Genomic DNA, 20533 nt, shown 5'->3' on the forward strand with positions numbered 1-20533 from the left:
GTGTTCCAGACGGTTCGACGGTAGAGTAGACGATGGTTCGACGTGAGTCCTCGGATTTTGTGCGCGCGACGCCCGGTTCGCCGGTCAGAACGTGTGTGGGATGCAGGGAACAAGGGTCGGCTGCCGATCTGTTGAGGGTCGTGGTTGGTGGGCAGGGGCCGGAGGGTTCCCTGCTTGTCCCCGACGTATTGCGAAGGCTCCACGGTCGAGGTGCATGGCTGCACCTGGATCCGAGTTGCCTGAGCCTGGCAGAGCGGCGCCGAGCATTCAGCAGAGCACTGCGAGTGTCCGGAAATCTGGACACGTCCGCTGTCGACCAGCTGGTCGACGCAGTTCACACAAAAGCAGTACCTCTCGAGAAGAACAGGCACAAGCACTCATGAGCACACCGTGAAGCACCAACGATGAACGTCCATCGGCTATAACCCGAGGTCGTGTGGGACCCACATCTGTGGGATGCCTCCTGCTCGACCTCATCAGTGAGGAGAGCAGTGGCAGGCAAGGCCCGCGTACACGAGTTGGCTAAAGAACTCGGTGTTACCAGCAAGGAACTACTCGCAACGCTCAAAGAGCAGGGCGAGTTCGTAAAGTCTGCGTCATCCACAGTGGAGGCGCCCGTCGCACGTCGTCTGCGGGAGTCCTTCCCGTCTGCCGGTGGTGCAGAAACCAAGCCCGCGTCCAGCGACGCAGCGGCAAAGCCCGCAGCAAAGCCGGGCGCACCGTCGCCGTCGGCAGCAAAGCCCGGCGCACCGCGTCCCGGTCAGCGTCCCGGCCCCAAGCCGGCCGCACCCGCTCCCGCGGCACCGGCAGCCCCGGCTGCTGCAGCTCCGGCCCCGGCTCCGGCAGCACCGTCCGCTCCCGCAGCTCCGGCTCCTACGACGCCGGCAGTTCCCACGCCGACGTTCAATGCGCCGGCTGCACCCAGCAATGCTCCGAAGCCGGCTCGTCCGACTCCGGCAGCTCCCGCTGCACCGGCAGCTCCCGCTGCAGCTGCTCCGGCGGCACCGTCGACCGGCGCAAAGCCCGGTGGACCTCGTCCGATGCCCAAGGCTCCGCGCGTCGGCAACAACCCGTACTCCTCGGCTCCGGCTGAGCGTCCGGCACCTCGTCCGGCTCCGGGCCAGAGTGGTCCTCGTCCGGGTGCTCCGCGCCCCGCGGCGCAGGGTGGATCTCGTCCGGCTCCCGGCCAGGGCGGTCCCCGTCCGGCTCCCGGCCAGGGTGGACCTCGTCCGGCTCCCGGCCAGGGCGGTCCCCGTCCGGCTCCCGGCCAGGGTGGACCTCGTCCGCCTGCAGGTCAGGGCGGACCCCGTCCGAGCCCCGGCTCCATGCCTCCTCGCCCGAACCCGGGTGCAATGCCTGCTCGTTCCGCTCGTCCCGCGCCCGGTGGCGGCGCAGGTCGTCCGGGCCGTCCCGGTGGCGCTCCCGGCGGTCGTCCCGGTGGCGGCGGCGGTGGGTACCGCGGTGGCGGAGCTCCCGGCGGCGGCGCAGGTGCCGGTGCAGGTGCTCCCGGTGGAGGAGCTCCCGCAGGTGGTTTCCGCGGTCGTCCCGGTGGCGGTGGCCGTCCCGGTCAGCGCGGCGCAGCAGCAGGTGCATTCGGTCGTCCCGGCGGAGCAGTTCGTCGTGGCCGTAAGTCGAAGCGGGCAAAGCGCGCCGAGTACGAGAGCATGCAGGCTCCCGCAGTCGGTGGCGTCAGGCTGCCTCGCGGCAACGGCGAGACCATCCGTCTCGCTCGCGGCGCATCGCTGTCCGACTTCGCAGACAAGATCGATGCGAACCCCGCAGCACTCGTGCAGGCACTGTTCAATCTCGGCGAGATGGTCACAGCAACGCAGTCGGTCAACGACGAGACGCTGGAGCTTCTCGGCGGCGAGATGAACTACGTCGTTCAGGTCGTCAGCCCTGAGGACGAAGACCGCGAGCTGCTCGAACACTTCGACCTCACCTACGGCGAGGACGCCGGCGGAGAAGAGGACCTCGAGTCCCGTCCGCCTGTGGTCACCGTCATGGGCCACGTCGACCACGGTAAGACCCGTCTGCTCGATGTGATCCGTAAGGCCAACGTCCGTGAGGGCGAAGCCGGCGGCATCACGCAGCACATCGGTGCTTACCAGGTGCTCACCGAGCTCGAGGGCAACGAGCGTCTCGTGACGTTCATCGACACCCCCGGTCACGAGGCCTTCACGGCCATGCGTGCTCGAGGTGCCAAGGCCACCGACCTCGCGATCCTTGTTGTCGCAGCCGACGACGGTGTCATGCCGCAGACGGTGGAAGCGATCAACCACGCCCAGGCGGCCGACGTGCCGATCGTGGTCGCGGTCAACAAGATCGACAAGGAAGGCGCTAACCCGGACAAGATCCGTCAGCAGCTGACCGAGTACGGACTGGTCGCCGAGGAATACGGCGGAGACACCATGTTCGTCGACATCTCGGCGAAGCAGGGTCTGCACATCGATCAGCTTCTCGAAGCTGTGTTGCTGACCGCGGATGCTTCCTTGGATCTGCGTGCAAACCCGGACATGGATGCACAGGGTGTTGCGATCGAGGCTCACCTCGACCGTGGCCGTGGCCCCGTTGCCACAGTGCTCATCCAGCGCGGAACGCTGCGCGTCGGCGATTCCATCGTCGCCGGTGATGCATACGGCCGCGTCCGCCGCATGGTGGACGAGCACGGCGAGGACGTCCACGAGGCACTGCCTTCGCGTCCGGTTCAGGTCATCGGCTTCACGTCCGTCCCCGGTGCAGGCGACAACCTGCTCGTGGTCGACGAGGACCGTATTGCCCGTCAGATCGCTGACCGTCGCAATGCACGTAAGCGCAACGCGTTGGCAGCGAAGAGCCGCAAGCGCATCAGCTTGGACGATCTCGATGCAGCTCTGAAGGAACATTCGCAGCTGAACTTGATCCTCAAGGGCGACAACTCGGGAACCGTCGAGGCTCTCGAAGAGGCACTGCTGGCGATCCCGATCGACGACGAGGTGCAGTTGCGCGTCATCGACCGTGGTGTCGGTGGCGTCACGGAGACCAACGTCAACCTGGCAGCGGCTTCCAACGCGATCATCATCGGCTTCAACGTCCGTGCCGAAGGCAAGGCGACCGAGCTGGCGAACCGCGAGGGTGTCGACATCCGGTACTACTCGGTGATCTACCAGGCCATCGACGAGGTCGAGAAGGCTCTCAAGGGTCTGCTCAAGCCGGTGTACGAAGAGGTCGAGCTGGGCAAGGCGGAGATCCGCGCCATGTTCCGTTCGTCCAAGATCGGCAACATTGCCGGTTGCTTGGTCACGTCGGGCAGCATCCGTCGCAACGCCAAGGCACGTCTCATCCGCGACAGCAAGGTTGTCGCCGAGACGGTCACCATCTCCTCGCTCAAGCGGGAGAAGGAAGACGCCACCGAGGTTCGCGAAGGCTACGAATGTGGTCTGACCGTCACCTACTCCGATATCAAGATCGGTGACGTTCTGGAGTGCTACGAGCTTCGTGAGAAGCCGCGCGACTAGTAGTCGCCGCGGGCGCTGGGGGCGCTCGTGAGTACTGACTGACATGGACTCTCCTGGACATTGAACTCAATGTCCGGGAGAGTCCATTCGGCTATACCGAGGAAGCGGTCTGGCGGACGAGAATTAGGTCTGGGGGAATATGTTCGTAGGTGCGTTGGAGTTCGACATTCTTTTCGGAGATGTCCACTCCCTCAAGGAAAAGCGTTCGCTGGTGTCGCCGATTCTGACTGAACTGCGACGTTTCGGGATCAGTGCGGCGGAAGCCGGCGAGCAGGGGCGTCTACGCCGCGCCTTGGTCGGTGTTGCTGCTGTCAGTTCGTCGATGGATCATCTGCACGACGTGCTCGATCGTTGTGAGCGAGCCGTTGCGGCGCGACCGGAAATGCAGTTACTTGCCGTTCGACGACGCATCTTCGGTCCCGAGGACTGATTTGGTCGGTGGGCGGCGATGCACAAGACTGGTGTCGGTAATAATTCTTGTAAATCGAACATTGTGAACGATCGAGTTATCTCGTATCGGATGTGCGTGAATCGAATGTCCGTGGAATCGAAAGTCCAGGGAGAAGGAGACAGAGATCATGGTGGATCCCGCCCGGGCCCGTAAGCTCGCAAAACGAATCGGCACGATTGTCGCGACTGCAATCGACCACGAGATCAAGGATCCGCGGCTTGCTTTTGTGACCATCACCGACACGAAGGTCACCAACGACCTGCACGATGCGACTGTGTATTACACCGTGATGGGTGAAAAGGTCGATTCCGCGCCGGACGTCGAAGCTGCTGCAGCCGGTCTCGAGAAGGCCAAGGGTGTGCTCCGGTCGAAGGTGGGCGCCGGTACCGGTGTCCGTTTCACACCGACGCTGACGTTTGTCGCGGACACCGTCCCTGACACTGCGCGCCACATGGAAGAGCTGTTGGCGAGGGCGCGTGCCGCGGACGGCGAGCTCGCCAAGGCTCGCGAGGGAGCCCAGCCTGCCGGTGATGCAGATCCGTACAAGGAGCCACGAGTAGCGGCGGACGACGAGGATGACGTCGCTGCCTCTGATGCTCGAGACCTCGACTGACTCGCAGCGAGGATGACGATCACCGCACGCGCTGACGGAGATTCTTGCGAGGATCCCTGCCTGGTGGATTTCGCGCGGGCAATCGACGTGCTGGATGCGGCCCGGACGGCAACTATTCTGTGCCACATCCAGCCTGACGCGGACACGATCGGAAGCGGTCTGGCGCTGGGGTTGGTGCTCGAGCGTAGGGGAGTTTCGGTTCAGGTCGCGTTCAGTCGGCCCGCGGATTTACCCGAGTCCATGCTCGGATTCCCCGCTCGGCATCTGTTGGTTCCGCCGGCCGCCGTGCGTTCCGAGGTGGATGTCCTGGTCACTGTCGACGTGGGCAGTACCGGGCGCCTGGGTGCCCTCGCGGATCGGCTTGCGGGTGCGGCCAGCACCGTCGTCGTGGATCATCATCGATCCAATTCGGAATTCGGTGCGATCAACGTCGTGGATGATTCCGCAGCATCGACGACGGCTCTGCTGGCACGGTTGTTCGATTCGTGGGGCGTCGAGATCGATCGTGACGTAGCGCATTGCCTGTATGCCGGGCTCGTGACCGATACCGGCTCCTTCCGTTGGGGCGGACCGTCGACGCACGTTCTTGCGGCCCGATTGTTGGCCACCGGCATCGACGGTGACGCCATCGCTCGGCAACTCCTCGATACTCATCCGTTCGGCTGGTTGCCGATGCTGTCGTCGGTGCTCGGTTCAGCGACGTTGGTGCGCAGCGCCGCGGGTGGTCGCGGTCTGGTGTACGCGGTGATCCGCCGCGAAGACATCGGAGATTTGCGCTCCGAGGAAATCGAGAGTGTCGTCGACATCGTGCGGACCACAGCGGAAGCCGAGGTTGCCGCGGTTCTGAAGGAGTCGGACACCGGCAGTTGGTCGATATCGTTGCGCGCGAAGACCGATGTCGACGTCTCCGCTGTTGCGGAGAGTCTTGGTGGCGGTGGTCATCGACTCTCTGCGGGCTACACCTCGACCGATTCGAGTGAGCAGACGGTTGCAGCGTTGATTGCCGCATTAGGGTGAGGGTCCGATCGTGACCGCATCCGACAGCGCTGCGACAAAGTCCGGCGCGGATGTCGACGTGACCGGCCGTCGCATCTTCGGGTTGGCGTTGCCCGCGTTGGGTGTGCTGGCAGCAGAGCCGCTCTATCTCCTGTTCGACATCGCGGTCGTGGGTCGGCTCGGAGCTCTTCCGTTGGCGGGTCTGGCGGTGGGCGGGCTCATCCTGTCGTTGGTGAGTACTCAGTTGACGTTCCTGTCGTACGGAACGACGGCTCGTGCCGCTCGACTGCATGGCGCAGGTCGCGATCGCGAGGCGATCGGTGAGGGTGTTCAGGCAACCTGGTTGGCGTTGGCCATCGGGTTGTTGTTGGTGGCAGTGGTGCAGGCGGTTGCCGGGCCGTTGACGTCGGCGGTGGCGGGCGGTTCCGATATCGCGGATGCGGCAGAGAGTTGGCTGCGCATCGCGGTGCTGGGTGTGCCGCTCATTCTGGTAGCCCTCGCCGGCAACGGCTGGATGCGAGGCCTGCAGAACACAATCCGTCCGCTGCGCTTCGTTCTTGTGGGACTGGGGATTTCGGCAGTTCTGTGCCCGATCCTGGTTCACGGACTGTGGGGTGCGCCGCGCCTCGAGCTCGAAGGTTCGGCAGTCGCGAATCTTGTCGGTCAGAGTATCTCCGGGATTATGTTCGCGTGGGCATTGTTCCGTGAACCCGTCTCGGCCAGACCACGTGTGTCGATCATGCGCGCGCAGATGGTCATGGGCCGCGATCTGATTCTGCGCAGCCTCGCATTTCAAGCCTGTTTCGTATCGGCTGCGGCGGTTGCGTCGCGATTCGGAGCAGCAGTGGTGGGTGCGCATCAGGTGGTTCTGCAGTTGTGGAACCTGGTTGCGCTGCTTCTCGATTCATTGGCAATAGCCGCGCAGACGCTCATCGGGGCCGCATTGGGCGGCGGATTTGCGGCCGCTGCCAAGAAAATGGCGTGGCGGATCACAGTGTGGTCGACGGTCTTCGCAGTGCTGTTGGCCGTGGTGTTCGCCGCCGGGCATTCGGTGATTCCACAACTGTTCACCGCTGACGACGACGTGCTTGCGCAGATGTCGATCGCCTGGTGGTTCTTTGTCGCGATCATGCCGGTGGCGGGCATCGTGTTTGCGCTAGACGGAGTTCTCCTCGGAGCCGGTGATGTCGCCTTCATGAGAAATGCCACCATGGCGTGTGCGGTGATCGGATTTCTGCCGGCGATCTGGATGTCGCTGGCCTTCGACTGGGGGTTGGCCGGAATCTGGGCGGGCCTGACCGTGTTTGTCGTACTGCGGATGATTGCGGTGTCGTGGCGTGCGCTTTCGGGCAAGTGGGCTGTGACGGGAACCGAGACAACTGCGCATGCAGTCGAGCGTTCAAGTGAGGAAGCTGAGGGATCGTGGCAGCAAAGCTGATGGCAGTGAGCGACATTCATGTCGGTCACAACGGCAACAAGCCGATGACGGAGGAACTGTTCCCGGATTCGCCGGACGATTGGTTGATCCTGGCCGGCGACGTATCGGAGAAGACCGACGACATTCGCTGGGCGCTCACGCTCCTGCGCTCCCGCTTCGCGAAGGTCATCTGGATTCCCGGAAACCACGAACTGTGGACGACGGCCAAGGACCCGGTACAGATTCACGGCGCTCCGCGCTACGAGTATCTGGTCAACATGTGCCGCGAGATCGACGTCATCACGCCGGAGGATCCGTTCCCGGTGTGGGAGGGCGAAGACGGTCCGGTGACCCTCGTGCCGATGTTCCTGCTCTACGACTACTCGTTCCTGCCCGTCGGGGCGCGAGACAAGGAACACGGGCTCGAGATCGCGCGGGACAAGAACGTCGTCGCCACCGACGAGTTTCTGCTGTCGTCGCAGCCGTACGCAACCCGCGACGCGTGGTGCCGTGCCCGTATCGCGTACACGCAGGAGCGTCTGGACGCGTTGCCCGAAGGCACGAAGACCGTGCTGATCAATCACTTTCCGTTGGTTCGTCAACCAACGGACGTGCTCATCTATCCGGAATTTGCGCTGTGGTGCGGTACGACGCTGACCGCGGACTGGCATGTGAAATACAACGCCGTGTGTTCGGTCTACGGGCACCTGCATATTCCGCGGACCACCTACTACGACGGCGTCCGCTTCGAGGAAGTGTCGCTCGGATATCCACGAGAGTGGCGTCGGCGCGGCCTGCCGGAGAAACTGTTGCGGCAGATTCTGCCGGTGCCGGAGTATCCGCCGGGAACGCTCAACAAATGGGGCGGCCACTTCAAGGTGACGCCGGAGCAGGAAGCCGAAGTCGAGCGTATGCGCTCGGGTCGCTAGAAAGGCACGACACGTGATCGAACAGATTCTGCCCGGCGGCATCGCCATTGCCGAGGCGTTCGAGGATCCGCCGGGGCTGCTCCCGCATCCCAGCGAAGAGGCGCTGATCGGCCGCGCGGTGGAGAAGCGTCGTCGTGAATTCGTGACGACGCGCAATCTCGCCCGCACCGCGATGGGGAAATTGGGTGTCCCGGCGGCCCCCGTCATGCGCGGGGAGCGGGGAGCGCCGTTGTGGCCGAAAGGTGTTGTCGGCAGCCTTGCACACTGCGACGGATATCGCGGCGCGGTGCTGGCGTACTCGATGCAGGTCCGTTCACTGGGGATCGACGCCGAACCCCACGGACCTCTGCCGGACGGGGTGCTTCCGGCCGTCAGTATCGAGGACGAGCGAACCTGGCTGGGCGAGCAGGCCGGCGACGGTCCAGTTCACTGGGATCGAATCCTGTTCTGCGCCAAAGAAGCCACGTACAAGGCGTGGTTCCCGCTCACACAGCGGTGGTTGGGGTTCGAGGACGCACACATCACGTTCGAATCCGACTCGGATACGTCTGGCACGTTCCGCTCGAAGTTGTTGGTCCCGGGAGAGACGACGTCCGGTGCGCCGCTCACCGAATTCGACGGCAGGTGGATGGTCTCCGACGGGCTGATCCTGACGGCAATTTCGGTGCAGTGAGTCCGGCTGGCAGAATCGATACACGTGTCAGCTCGCGAAAAGCCTTCCTCCGGACTTGTCGGCGCCGGAATCCTGATCGTCGACAAAGAAGCAGGCCTCACCAGCCATGACGTAGTGGCCCGGTGCCGCAAGCTGTTGAATACCCGCAAGGTCGGGCACGCGGGAACGCTTGATCCGATGGCAACGGGTGTGCTGGTTCTCGGTGTGGAGCGTGCCACCAAACTGCTCGGCCTCTTGGCACTGACCACCAAGGCGTATTCGGCGACCATCCGGTTGGGGGCGTCGACGACTACCGACGACGCGGAAGGCGACGTGCTCACCACGGCAGACGCGTCGGCCGTGACGGACGAGGAGATCGCCGCAGTCGTGGCGACGCTGACCGGTGACATCGAGCAGATCCCGGCCAGCGTCAGCGCGATCAAGGTGGACGGTCAGCGGGCTCATGCTTTGGTGCGGGCCGGCGAAACAGTCGAGCTCGCCGCGCGCCCGGTGACGGTCTCGACCTTCGAGATACTTGCCCGGCGCAACATCGAGGGCGGATTTGTCGATCTAGACGTCGACGTGGAGTGCTCGTCGGGAACGTACATTCGCTCGCTGGCGCGTGATCTCGGGCGGGCGTTGGGCGTCGGCGGACATCTGACGTCACTGCGTCGTACGCGCGTCGGACCGTTCACTCTCGAACATGCACGCACACTCGAGGATCTTGCCGAGGCGCCCGGCGTGAGTCTCGACATCGATCAGGCAGCCCAGACTGCGTTCCCGCACCGCCAGATCACGGCGGCGGAGGCGGAAGCCATCAGTCAGGGGCGTTGGCTCGAACCGATCGGGCTCAAAGGCATCTACGCGGCCATCGAACCTGGCGGCCATACGATTGCTCTGCTGCAGGAAAAGGGAAAGCGTGCCAGTTCGGTGATGGTCGTGCGTCCTGCGACTCTGCGTCAGGATCAGTAGTACGTCAGGATCGGTAGTACATCAGGGCTGGGTTAATCAGACCAGCCAGATGGCTTGGGCGACAGGGCTTCCCAGATCTATACAGTCCGGACTGTCGCCCAGGCGCACAGACACGGTGCCGGCAAAATCGCGACGCTCCTCCACGGTGATCTCGACGTCGAGGGTGACGCCGACGGAATCGAAGTAGCGAAGCATCTCGGGATCGGAGTCGGAAATACGCGCAACCCGCCCGCGCTCACCGTTCGCGAAATCGCTGAGTTGGCGTGCCGGGGGAGTGGGAATCGACCCGTCGGCGGCCGGGATGGGGTCGCCGTGCGGATCGCGTTCGGGGAAGCCGAGTTTGGCATCGATGCGCGAGATCATCAGGTCGGAGACGGCGTGCTCGAGAATTTCGGCTTCGTCGTGGACCTCGTCCCAGCCGTAGCCGAGTTCGTGAACGAGATACGTTTCGAGCAGTCGGTGGCGTCGCACCATGGAGACAGCCGCCGCACGGCCGGTGTCCGTCAATGCGATCGATCCGTACCGGGCGTGATCGACCAGGCCCTGATCGGACAGTTTGCGAATCGCTTCGGACACCGTGGACGCGGAGACGCCCATCTTCTCGGACAGCAGCTTCGTGGAGATGCGTTCGAGTGACCACTCCTGAATGGTCCAGATCACCTTCAGGTAGTCCTGCGCGACCGAGGACAGCGCCAGGGTGTCGATCGATCCGTCCGGGTTGGAATTCGTGTCGCCGGATTCGGCGACACCTTCCGGCGCGGAGTGTGTATCGGAGGGTCCAGTCTTGTGAGCTGCCACGACACTTAGCTTAGGCTACGAATTCGGGAAGTTCCGTACCTGCGACGTCGTGCATGGGCATCGGCACCCGGGGTCCGACCGTCGCGTGGTGTCGGGGTCCGACCGAAACTACCGGCGGTGCGCCCCGTAGGCTGCCTTTCGTGCTGAGGTGGCGTGGTCTCGACGAAGTTCCGGCCGATTGGGGTCGTTGTGTACTCACTATCGGTGTGTTCGACGGTGTGCACCGTGGGCATGCCCAATTGATTGCACGGGCAGTAGCCGCTGCGCGCGAGCGTGGGGTTCCCAGTGTGCTCATGACGTTCGATCCGCACCCCATGGAGGTTGTGCGACCGGGGAGTCATCCGGCTCAGTTGACGACGTTGGCGCGTCGTGCGGAGCTGGCCGAGGAATTGGGTATCGACGTCTTCTGCGTCATGCCGTTCACCGCGGATTTCATGAAGCTGACTCCGGAGCGGTACGTCCACGAAATTCTGGTGGAGCGCTTGCACGTTGCCGAGGTCGTCGTGGGTGACAACTTCACGTTCGGCAAGAAAGCCCTGGGTAACGTCGATCTGCTTCGTGAAATGGGCGATCGATTCGGATTTGCCGTCGACGGCGTCCAATTGCTCGCCGAGCATGCAGTGACGTTCTCGTCGACCTACATTCGCTCGTGCGTCGACGCCGGCGACATGGCTGCGGCTACCGAGGCGCTCGGTCGGCCGCATCGCGTCGAAGGTGTTGTGGTGCACGGCGACAAGCGCGGCCGTGAACTCGGATTTCCGACGGCAAATGTTGCGCCTCCGGTGTTCTCGGCAATTCCGGCCGACGGCGTCTACGCGGCGTGGTTCAGCGTTCTGGGGGCCGACGAGGAGTTGGGCACGCTCGTACCGGGAAAGCGGTACAAAGCGGCGGTGTCTGTCGGTACCAATCCGACGTTCTCCGGTCGCACTCGCACCGTCGAGGCTTTTGTTCTCGACGCCGACGCCGACCTGTACGGACAGCATGTTGCCGTCGACCTGGTGGCGCGGATCCGCGGTATGGAGAAATTCGATTCCATCGAGTCGTTGATCGCGGAAATGAATCGCGATGTCGAGCGCGCCCGCGAAATCCTGGACAGTGATTCGCAGCAGAGCGTCGGCTGACGCCTGGCGGCAGAGTGTCGGCTGACACACTTGCGGTCGACCGGTAAATCGATCGCAACGGTCCTGGTAGAATCTCCTCTCGATGCGTGCTGCGGTTTGCGGCGGCCGCGTCCGATCTAGTTCCTTTCACGCAAACGTCATCACAGGAGTGAATCAAGTGGCATTGACCACGGAAGAAAAGAAGGCCGTTCTCGGCGAGTACGGCTTGCACGAGACCGACACGGGATCACCCGAAGCTCAGGTGGCAATGCTCACCAAGCGCATCACCGATCTCACCGAGCACCTCAAGACCCACAAGCATGACCACCACTCGCGTCGTGGACTGCTCTTGATGGTTGGTCGTCGTCGTCGTCTGCTCAAGTACGTGGCAAAGACGGACGTCGCTCGTTACCGTGCGCTCATCGAGCGCCTCGGCCTGCGTCGCTAGATTTTTCTCACGACGCTGATCGAAAGCAACACGGCAGGCTTCGGTTTGCCGAACACTCCGTTAGCCGGCGAAGCCACGCATATACTGGGCTTCGCTGGCTTTCGGCGTTAGCTGCCGCAAGGCAGTTTCCGCTGTCGGCGCTATGCACAGTTGTCTAGACGCAGTTGTCTATACGCAGTTGTGCAGTGCGCAGTCAGCACACCGTATGCATCAGAGAACGTGGTGTCGGTTGTCGGTAGTGGTTCTCCGGACCGGGCAAATGCCCTGTGGTTCCGGCGAACTTCGATCGACGGCCGCCCCGAACGTCAGTGACGTCCCGAAGCAGAGACCAGTTCGCACGTAGGAACTTCTGCAATTCAAGAGGGGGACGTCCCTCGGTGCGCAGTTTCCACCAGGAGGGTGGGAACGCCCGCGCGGGTACGGCGAAGACGAGAGGGAAGTGAAGATAAAAAGATGACAGAGAATTCTGTAGTAGAGGTCGACGAAGGCGTGTTCGAATCCACCGCCGTGATCGACAACGGGTCCTTCGGTACCCGCACCATCCGTTTCGAGACCGGACGCCTTGCTCAGCAGGCCGCCGGTGCCGTCGTTGCCTACCTGGACGACGAGACCATGCTGCTGTCCGCCACGAGCGCCAGCAAGCACCCCAAGGAGCATTTCGACTTCTTCCCCCTGACGGTGGACGTCGAAGAGCGCATGTACGCGGCGGGCCGTATCCCCGGCTCGTTCTTCCGTCGTGAGGGACGCCCCTCCACGGACGCGATCCTGACCTGCCGCCTCATCGACCGGCCGCTGCGTCCGTCGTTCGTCGACGGTCTCCGTAACGAGATCCAGGTCGTCGTCACGGTCATGAGCCTCAACCCGCAGGATCTGTACGACGTCGTGGCTATCAATGCCGCATCCGCGTCGACGCAGATCGCGGGCCTGCCGTTCTCCGGACCCGTTGGTGGCGTGCGTGTTGCACTCATCGTCTCCGAGGACAACAAGGCCGGCCAGTGGGTTGCATTCCCGACGGTCGATCAGCTCGAGAACGCCGTCTTCGACATGGTCGTCGCCGGCCGCGTCGTGTCCGGCAGCGGTGACAACGCCGACGTCGCGATCATGATGGTCGAGGCCGAGGCCACCGACAACGTCATCGCGAAGATCGCCGACGGCGCTCAGGCTCCCACCGAGACCATCGTCGCCGAAGGCCTCGAGGCTGCCAAGCCGTTCATCGCACGCCTGTGCGCAGCGCAGGCAGCACTGGCATCCAAGGCTGCAAAGCCCACGGGTGACTACCCGGTCTTCCCGGCGTACCAGGACGACGTTTTTGCTGCCGTCGAGGCTGCTGCGTCCGAAAAGCTCAATGCCGCACTGACAATCGCCGGCAAGCAGGAACGTGACGACAAGACCGACGAGGTCAAGGTCGAGGTTCTCGAGCAGGTTGCACCGAACTTCGAAGGCCGCGAGAAGGAACTGGGAGCAGCGTTCCGCTCGCTCACCAAGAAGCTGGTTCGCCAGCGCATCCTGCGCGATCAGTTCCGCATCGACGGCCGCGGCGTCACGGACATCCGTTCGCTGTCCGCCGAGGTTGCGATCATCCCGCGCGCACACGGCAGCGCACTGTTCGAGCGCGGCGAGACCCAGATCCTGGGTGTCACCACACTCGACATGGTGAAGATGGCTCAGCAGGTCGACTCGCTCGGCCCCGAGACCAGCAAGCGCTACATGCACCACTACAACTTCCCGCCGTACTCCACCGGTGAGACGGGTCGCGTCGGTTCGCCGAAGCGTCGCGAAATCGGTCACGGTGCTCTCGCTGAGCGCGCTCTCATGCCGGTTCTGCCCAGCGTCGAAGAGTTCCCGTACGCGATTCGCCAGGTCTCCGAGGCTCTGAGCTCCAACGGTTCCACCTCGATGGGCTCGGTGTGTGCTTCCACGCTCGCACTGCTCAACGCCGGTGTGCCGCTGAAGGCTCCGGTTGCCGGTATCGCCATGGGCCTCGTCTCCGACCAGGTCGACGGCGAAACCCGTTACGTGGCACTGACGGACATCCTCGGCGCCGAAGATGCTTTCGGTGACATGGACTTCAAGGTTGCCGGTACCAAGGACTTCGTCACGGCTCTGCAGCTGGACACGAAGCTCGACGGCATCCCGTCCAAGGTCCTCGCGGGCGCACTCGCGCAGGCCAAGGATGCTCGCACCACGATCCTCGAGGTCATGGCCGAGGCCATCGACACCCCGGACGAGATGAGCCCGTTTGCGCCTCGCGTGACGGCCATCAAGGTCCCGGTCGACAAGATCGGCGAGGTCATCGGCCCCAAGGGCAAGATGATCAACTCCATCACCGAGCAGACCGGTGCCAACATCTCCATCGAAGACGACGGCACCGTGTTCGTCGGCGCCACCGATGGACCGTCTGCACAGGCCGCGATCGACATGATCAACGCCATTGCCAACCCGCAGCTCCCCAAGGTCGGCGAGCGGTTCCTGGGCACGGTCGTCAAGACCACCGCCTTCGGTGCCTTCGTTTCGCTCCTGCCGGGTCGCGACGGACTGGTGCACATTTCCAAGCTGGGCAGCGGCAAGCGTATTGCCAAGGTCGAAGACGTGGTCAACGTCGGATCCAAGATCCGTGTCGAGATCGCCGACATCGACGCTCGCGGCAAGATCTCGCTGATCCCCGTGGAAGAGGGCAACGACGACGCTGCCGCTCCGGCTGCTGAAGAGGCTGCTTCCGAGTAGCACTACTTCTCGGTTTGTTCGATGCGGCCCCGCGCGGATTTCCGTGCGGGGCCGCATCTGTACTGTCTGTAGACACATACTTTCCGGACCTGATCATTCTCCGCACCGAGGACTGCTGAACTTTTTCATGGCCAAGACCCCAGGCAAGACCACTGCCAAGACATCCGGCACGACAACTGCCAAGAATGCTGCGAAGAAGACGCGCAGCCGTAGTGCTGCACTCGCAACACCGATCGACGCTCTTCCCGAATCCGGTGTTCAGCGGACAGTTCTGCCTGGCGGACTCCGAGTCGTCACCGAGTTCATTCCGGGTGTGCGCAGTGCGTCTGTCGGCGTCTGGGTGGGTGTCGGATCGCGCGACGAGCAGCCCAGCGTTGCCGGCGCGGCCCATTTCCTCGAGCACCTGCTCTTCAAGTCGACTCCGTCGCGTACGGCGCTCGACATCGCTCAGGTCATGGACGGGGTGGGCGGCGAACTCAACGCCTTCACGTCCAAGGAGCACACGTGCTTCTACGCGCACGTGATCGACGAGGATCTGTCGATGGCGGTTGATCTTGTCGCCGATGTCGTTCTGCGCGGCCGGTGCCGGTCGGCAGATGTCGATGTCGAACGGCAGGTCGTCCTCGAAGAGATCGCGATGCGCGACGACGATCCGGAAGATCTCCTCGGTGATGCCTTTCTGACGGCTCTGTTCGGTGATCATCCGGTGGGTCGTCCCATCATCGGTAGCGTGGATTCCATCGAGTCGATGTCCCGCAATCAGTTGCATTCCTTCCATGTGCGTCGGTACACGCCGCAACGGATGGTTCTCGCGGTTGCCGGAAATGTCGATCACAAGCAGGTGGTGACGTTGGCGAAGCGCGCATTTGCCGGTCACCTCGAGCGTGGTGTGAAGCCGGCTCCGCGCCGTGAGGGAACTCTGCGTCTGCGCACGATGCCGGAACTGAGTTTGACGCACCGCGACAGCGAACAGGTTCATCTTGCGCTCGGTGTGCGGGCTTTCGGCCGTCACGAAGGTCATCGGTGGGCGCTGTCGGTGCTCAATACAGCGGTGGGCGGCGGCTTGAGTTCGCGTCTGTTCCAAGAGATTCGGGAACAGCGTGGTTTGGCGTATTCCGTGTACTCCGGAGTGGACACATTTGCGGACACGGGTGCGTTCTCGGTGTACGCGGGCTGTCAGCCGGAGAACTTGGGCGAAGTCACCACGGTGATCCGCGAGGTTCTCGCTCAGGTGGCGGCCGGTGGTATCACGGATGCGGAAATCGCGCGATCCAAGGGCGCTCTTCGGGGCAGTCTCGTTCTCTCGCTTGAAGATTCAGGTTCGCGGATGAACCGCATCGGCCGTAGTGAATTGAACTACGGCAATCACCGCAGCGTCGCGCAGACTTTGGCGTCCATCGACGCCGTCACCGCGGAAGAAGTTCTCGAGGTGGCGCAGACACTGCTGACAAGGCCGTTTGCCGCCGCAGTCGTGGGTCCGTACAAGCGTGTCCGGGATCTGCCGGCGTCAGTGCGTGGGATTGTTCGATAGTCGATAACTAGCGAAATCAGGGTGCGCAGTTGAAGATTCGCGGAGCAGTTCTCGAAGAAATCGGGCGGAGCCGGCCGTACGCGTCGTCGATGCCGATTACCGTGTCGGAACTCGAACTTGATGCTCCCGGGCCCGGTGAGATCCTCGTGAGGATCGAGGCAGCCGGACTGTGTCACTCGGATCTCTCCGTCGTGGACGGTAATCGTGTCCGCCCCGTGCCGATGCTGCTGGGGCACGAAGCTGCCGGTCGGATCGAGCACGTCGGTGACGGCGTCGAGGATCTGCGGGTGGGGGATCGTGTTGTCATGACCTTCCTGCCTCGGTGCGGCGAGTGCGCCGGCTGCGCAACCGACGGCCGGATGCCGTGCGCGGTGGGCAGCGCGGCAAACAACGACGGCAGTCTTCTCGGCGGTGCGCACCGATTGCGGCGCGACGGTGCGAGCGTCAAGCATCATCTCGGAGTGTCCGGATTTGCGACGCACGCGGTCGTGAATGCCAAGTCGGTGGTGGCCGTGGACGACGACGTACCGCCGGATGTTGCGGCCGTGCTGGGTTGCGCGGTGCTGACCGGTGGCGGTGCACTACTCAATGCGGCAAAGCCCCGTCCTACCGACACTGTGATGGTTGTCGGTTTGGGCGGCGTCGGTATGGCGGCAATTCTGACTGCCCGAGCATTGGGTGTCGCGACGGTCATCGGTGTCGACGCGCTCGAGTCGAAGCTGGCTCAGGCCCTGGAGTTGGGTGCGACCGAGGTCTTCACGCCGTCCGGATTGTCCGAAAGTGGGGTCCGTGCGGACATAGTAGTGGAAGCGGCCGGTAATGCGCGGGCGTTCGAAACCGCAGTGGCCGCCACGGCTGCGGGTGGCACTACGGTGACGGTGGGTCTGCCCGCGCCCGACGCGCGCTCGTCGATTTCGCCACTCGGACTGGTCGCGGAAGCTCGGACCGTCATCGGCAGCTATCTCGGATCGGCAGTGCCGGTCCGAGACATCCCGATCTACGCGCAATTGTGGCGCGACGGACGGCTGCCGGTAGAGAAGCTCATCTCGTCACGAATCGAGTTGGCCGACATCAATTCGGGGATGGACGAACTGGCGGACGGGAAAGCAATCCGACAGGTCATTATTTTCGGTTCAGAGTAGGGCTGAGCAGGGATTTTGTCGATCGAGAGCTCGCGCTTTGCTCCCGATTCCGGTACTCGCAGCCCTGGCACATCGTTAACCGATGTAACGCTTCTTCCGAACTGGACGACTACTCGAATGACGTTGCGTGACGCCCCGGGGGTCGGTCGTACGTTTTCCGAAAGTGGATTGGGGAGAAAATATGCCGGTTCGTGGGTTCTTGTCACGACATCGAATACTTGCGGGCGCACTGGCGCCTGCAGCGCTCGGCGTTGCAGCGCTGGTAGCTGTAGCGGTAGCAGTGGACGCACCGCAGTCCAGCACGATCGAGACGCAACTGACGTCGTCGGTCACCGAATGCCACGACATGGTGAGCATCGCAGTTGCCGGTCGGCACGACACACCGGACGCGAACACGGTCAAGATGCTGCTCGGCGCAGACGGAAAGCCGCTTCCCGCCGCACTGTCGGGTGACTACACGAGCGACCGCGTCGATCAGGTGATCAACCCGGCCGGTTCGGTCAACACGACCAAGCCCGACTCTTATGCGGCTGTCTATATCGCCTACCCGGCAAACATGGCGTCGTACGAGGATGCCGTTGCTGCCGGCGCGGCAAACACCCAGTCCGTCATGAGCGCGATCGCGAAGGAATGCCCCAAGACGCAGTTCTCGATCGTCGGGTACAGCGAGGGCGCTGACGTCGTCCGCCGTGTTGCCATGGACATCGGCAACCAGGAGAACAATGAGTTCGGGGTAGAGGCGGACAAGGTTGTCGGCGTGGTCCTGCTCGCGGACGCAGGGCGTCTGGCCGGCGACGGCACATTCATCGGTGCTGCCAATCCGTTCACGAACCCGGATAACTTCGATACGAAGTATCAGACCGGAACGTTGGCGACACCAGGTCAGGGCGTTCTCCCCGACACTGCGGGCAGCTTCGGCAAGTTGAACGGCAAGGTCGCCTCGTTCTGTTCCGACGGTGACTTCACGTGCTCGGCTCCGAGCAATATTTCGCTCCTGCTCCTGGCTGCGAACGTCGGCCGTCAGTTGAACATCGACGATCTCGAATCCCAGGGACTCACCCCGACCACCGGCATCAATGTTGCGGTTGTGCTCGGCCAGATCGTCTTCGAGGCATTCAACGACATTTCATCCAACCCTGATTGGATGCAGAGCGACGAGACCTTCCTCCAGGTGATGCTGAAGGTATCGGATCCGGACTACAAGCCGGGTACCACCACCACGGTTACCACGGTGGCCGACGAAGACACGATCACCGCTGAGAAGGTGTCTCCGCTGGCGTACCTGCCGCAGAAGCTCTTCAAGGAGATCGTCGGACTGATCGCCACCAACCAGAACACGATCCCGGTGATCATGAGTGATCCGTACCAGATGACGCTCGGTCCGGACGTCGGACATCACTTCGACTACTGGCGCGACGCCGACGCCGCGAACGGCAAGCCGTTGACTTCAGCGCAGTACGCGGCAGCGTGGCTCACGTATCTCGCGCAGCAGGCCAAGGACGGCAAGCCCGTCGATACGACGGCCAAGCCCACAGCAGTAGAGCTTGCCGCTGCCGTCGACGCGTACATGGCTGACGACACTGCAGAAGGCGATGTTGCTGCAGCCGAAGGCACCGAGGGTCAGGCTCCTGCCGGCACCACGGGTTCGACGGATTCCGCAACCGCGCCGGGAACGTCTCCGGTTGCTCCTGCCGCAGGAGATGCTTCCGCGACGTCAGGTGCGGTCGCAACGCCGACCGAATCGGTAGTTCCCACCACGGGCGCAGCAGTCTCGAGCGCTCCGACATCGGAGACAGCGACTTCGGATGCGGCGGCCGCTACCACCACTACGGTGACGTCCACGACGACGACCACAACCAAACCGTCGACTCCGGGCCAGTAACCCTTTCTCGGCAAGCATCAGGCTGCGATCCGCGTGTACACGCGGATCGCAGCCTTTTTCATGTTTCTATGCCCGGGACTGCCCAGCTCGACTCTGTTGCCCGGTTCTCCACTCTGTTGCCTGGGTGATGTGGCGCTTATCGTGGAATGCACGTTCCCTTCACGTGTGAATTGCGGGCCAGCCGTGCATGAACTGTCAATTGCCCAGAGTGTGGTCGATGCCGTGTGCGAGAAGGCCGGGGCGAGACGGGTATGCGGTGTCCGACTCGAAGTGGGACGACTGTGTGCGGTTGTGCCCGATTCGTTGTTGTTCTGCTTCGACGTCGTGACGGCGGGTACTCGGGCCGAAGGCGCGAGTCTGCGCATCGACGAGATTGCGACGAGTGTGCGTTGCCATGAGTGCGGTGAGGTTTTCTCGCCGCCGGACATGATCCTGCTCTGCCCCTGTGGCAGCGCCGACGTCGAGATCCTTGCGGGGCGTGAACTACGGATACTGTCGATGGAAGTGAGCTGATCATGTGCGCAACGTGCGGCTGCGGCGAGGGCGCGGGGGTGCGAATCTCCGGTGAATCGGAGCACAGTGAATTGGGGCACGGTCACGAGCACCCGCACGATCATGAGCACCCGCACGATCATGAGCACCCGCACAGTCATTCGCCCAGCACAACCGTTGTTCTGGAACAGCAGGTGCTGGCGAAGAACGACGACATTGCCACCCGTAATCGCGAGTGGATGCGGCGGCGCGCGATTGCCGCGCTCAATGTCATGAGTTCGCCGGGTGCGGGTAAGACAACGTTGCTGGTTCGCACGATCAACGACTTGCGTGGCCGGTTTCCGATTGCCGTTATCGAGGGGGACCAGGAGACTGCGCTCGATGCCGAGAGAATTCGGTCGACGGGATCTCCTGTTGTCCAAGTGAATACGGGCGCCGGTTGCCATCTGGACGCCGAAATGATCGATCGGGCGATTACCGTCAACCGCCCGCCCGACGGTTCGCTTCTCTTGATCGAAAATGTGGGAAATCTAGTGTGTCCCGCGCTTTTTGACCTCGGCGAGGAAGGCAAGGTTGTCCTAATTTCTACGCCGGAAGGCGCCGACAAGCCAATGAAGTATCCGCATATCTTTACCGCCGCGGACCTTGTCATTGTCAACAAGATCGATTTGCTTCCCTATGTGGATTTTGATGTCGAAGAATGTATCCGTCAGGCAAAATCGTTGAATCCTGCTGTGCGCGTTGTGGTTTTGTCGGCGACAACGGGTGAGGGTTTGTCGCAGTGGTATGACTGGATCGATACTCGCATGGCGCTTTCCTGAGTTGTCGTTGACAACTGATCTGCTCGGGTACTTAATGAAATGAGTGGGTGCCACGTTGCGGGCCGAAT

18 protein-coding genes are annotated in these 20533 nt (G+C 63.0%); 17 read left to right on the plus strand and 1 reads right to left on the minus strand.

Translation table 11 applies throughout. From position 1 onward, the window contains the following. The first annotated feature begins 32 nt into the window (after positions 1-32). From FFI94_RS11935 to truB, 9 genes are all read left to right on the plus strand, one after another. The gene (locus FFI94_RS11935; RefSeq protein WP_138873117.1) at positions 33-383 is read left to right on the plus strand and encodes a YlxR family protein; all 351 of its coding nucleotides are present in this window, start codon (positions 33-35) and stop codon (positions 381-383) included. Positions 384-491: 108 nt separating this feature from the next. Next, complete coding sequence (gene infB, locus FFI94_RS11940; RefSeq protein WP_138873118.1) at positions 492-3497, plus strand: translation initiation factor IF-2; 3006 nt, start codon at positions 492-494, stop codon at positions 3495-3497. Positions 3498-3636: 139 nt separating this feature from the next. Continuing rightward, on the plus strand, positions 3637-3927 hold the full coding sequence (locus tag FFI94_RS11945; protein ID WP_138873119.1) for a DUF503 domain-containing protein: 291 nt from the start codon (positions 3637-3639) through the stop codon (positions 3925-3927). 148 nt (positions 3928-4075) lie between these two features. Further along, positions 4076-4561, plus strand: coding sequence for a 30S ribosome-binding factor RbfA (gene rbfA / locus FFI94_RS11950; protein ID WP_138873120.1), 486 nt, complete (start codon positions 4076-4078; stop codon positions 4559-4561). A gap of 12 nt (positions 4562-4573) precedes the next feature. Beyond that, complete coding sequence (locus tag FFI94_RS11955; protein ID WP_138873121.1) at positions 4574-5578, plus strand: bifunctional oligoribonuclease/PAP phosphatase NrnA; 1005 nt, start codon at positions 4574-4576, stop codon at positions 5576-5578. Positions 5579-5588: 10 nt separating this feature from the next. Continuing rightward, the gene (locus FFI94_RS11960; protein ID WP_138873122.1) at positions 5589-6995 is read left to right on the plus strand and encodes an MATE family efflux transporter; all 1407 of its coding nucleotides are present in this window, start codon (positions 5589-5591) and stop codon (positions 6993-6995) included. Then, entirely contained in the window at positions 6980-7903 is a 924-nt protein-coding gene (locus FFI94_RS11965) for a metallophosphoesterase (RefSeq protein WP_138873123.1), read from the plus strand. The genes FFI94_RS11960 and FFI94_RS11965 overlap by 16 nt, the downstream gene beginning before the upstream one ends. A 13-nt stretch (positions 7904-7916) precedes the next feature. Beyond that, positions 7917-8576 (plus strand): 4'-phosphopantetheinyl transferase, encoded by a 660-nt coding sequence (locus FFI94_RS11970; RefSeq protein ID WP_138873124.1) that lies wholly within the window; start codon positions 7917-7919, stop codon positions 8574-8576. 24 nt (positions 8577-8600) lie between these two features. After that, positions 8601-9527, plus strand: coding sequence for a tRNA pseudouridine(55) synthase TruB (truB, locus tag FFI94_RS11975; RefSeq protein ID WP_138873125.1), 927 nt, complete (start codon positions 8601-8603; stop codon positions 9525-9527). 36 nt (positions 9528-9563) lie between these two features. Here truB and FFI94_RS11980 read toward each other — a convergent pair whose 3' ends face one another. Beyond that, positions 9564-10325 (minus strand): metal-dependent transcriptional regulator, encoded by a 762-nt coding sequence (locus FFI94_RS11980; protein ID WP_138873126.1) that lies wholly within the window; start codon positions 10323-10325, stop codon positions 9564-9566. Positions 10326-10465: 140 nt separating this feature from the next. Here FFI94_RS11980 and FFI94_RS11985 point away from each other — a divergent pair, with 140 nt between their 5' ends. The 8 genes from FFI94_RS11985 (at position 10466) to hypB (ending at position 20465) form a co-directional block, all read left to right on the plus strand. Next, a complete protein-coding gene (locus tag FFI94_RS11985; protein ID WP_138873127.1) occupies positions 10466-11446 on the plus strand; it encodes a bifunctional riboflavin kinase/FAD synthetase in 981 nt (326 codons plus the stop codon). A 157-nt stretch (positions 11447-11603) separates the two neighbouring features. Beyond that, positions 11604-11873 carry a 30S ribosomal protein S15 gene (rpsO, locus tag FFI94_RS11990; protein ID WP_033234901.1) on the plus strand — a complete coding sequence of 90 codons (270 nt, stop codon included), beginning with the start codon at positions 11604-11606 and terminating at the stop codon, positions 11871-11873. Between the two features lie 453 nt (positions 11874-12326). Further along, positions 12327-14597, plus strand: coding sequence for a polyribonucleotide nucleotidyltransferase (locus FFI94_RS11995; protein WP_033234900.1), 2271 nt, complete (start codon positions 12327-12329; stop codon positions 14595-14597). 127 nt (positions 14598-14724) lie between these two features. Beyond that, positions 14725-16128, plus strand: a complete 1404-nt coding sequence (locus FFI94_RS12000) for a pitrilysin family protein (RefSeq protein WP_260684022.1) — start codon at positions 14725-14727, stop codon at positions 16126-16128. A 29-nt stretch (positions 16129-16157) separates the two neighbouring features. Continuing rightward, positions 16158-17270: an alcohol dehydrogenase catalytic domain-containing protein gene (locus FFI94_RS12005; protein WP_138873128.1), complete on the plus strand. Its 1113-nt coding sequence runs from the start codon at positions 16158-16160 to the stop codon at positions 17268-17270. 181 nt (positions 17271-17451) lie between these two features. After that, entirely contained in the window at positions 17452-19152 is a 1701-nt protein-coding gene (locus FFI94_RS12010; RefSeq protein WP_138873129.1) for a cutinase family protein, read from the plus strand. A 183-nt stretch (positions 19153-19335) separates the two neighbouring features. Beyond that, on the plus strand, positions 19336-19665 hold the full coding sequence (gene hypA / locus FFI94_RS12015; protein ID WP_185993178.1) for a hydrogenase maturation nickel metallochaperone HypA: 330 nt from the start codon (positions 19336-19338) through the stop codon (positions 19663-19665). Between the two features lie 2 nt (positions 19666-19667). After that, positions 19668-20465: a hydrogenase nickel incorporation protein HypB gene (hypB, locus tag FFI94_RS12020; RefSeq protein ID WP_138873131.1), complete on the plus strand. Its 798-nt coding sequence runs from the start codon at positions 19668-19670 to the stop codon at positions 20463-20465. The last annotated feature ends 68 nt before the right edge of the window (positions 20466-20533 follow it).

Source organism: Rhodococcus sp. KBS0724, assembly GCF_005938745.2.
Classification (GTDB): Bacteria; Actinomycetota; Actinomycetes; order Mycobacteriales; family Mycobacteriaceae; genus Rhodococcus_F.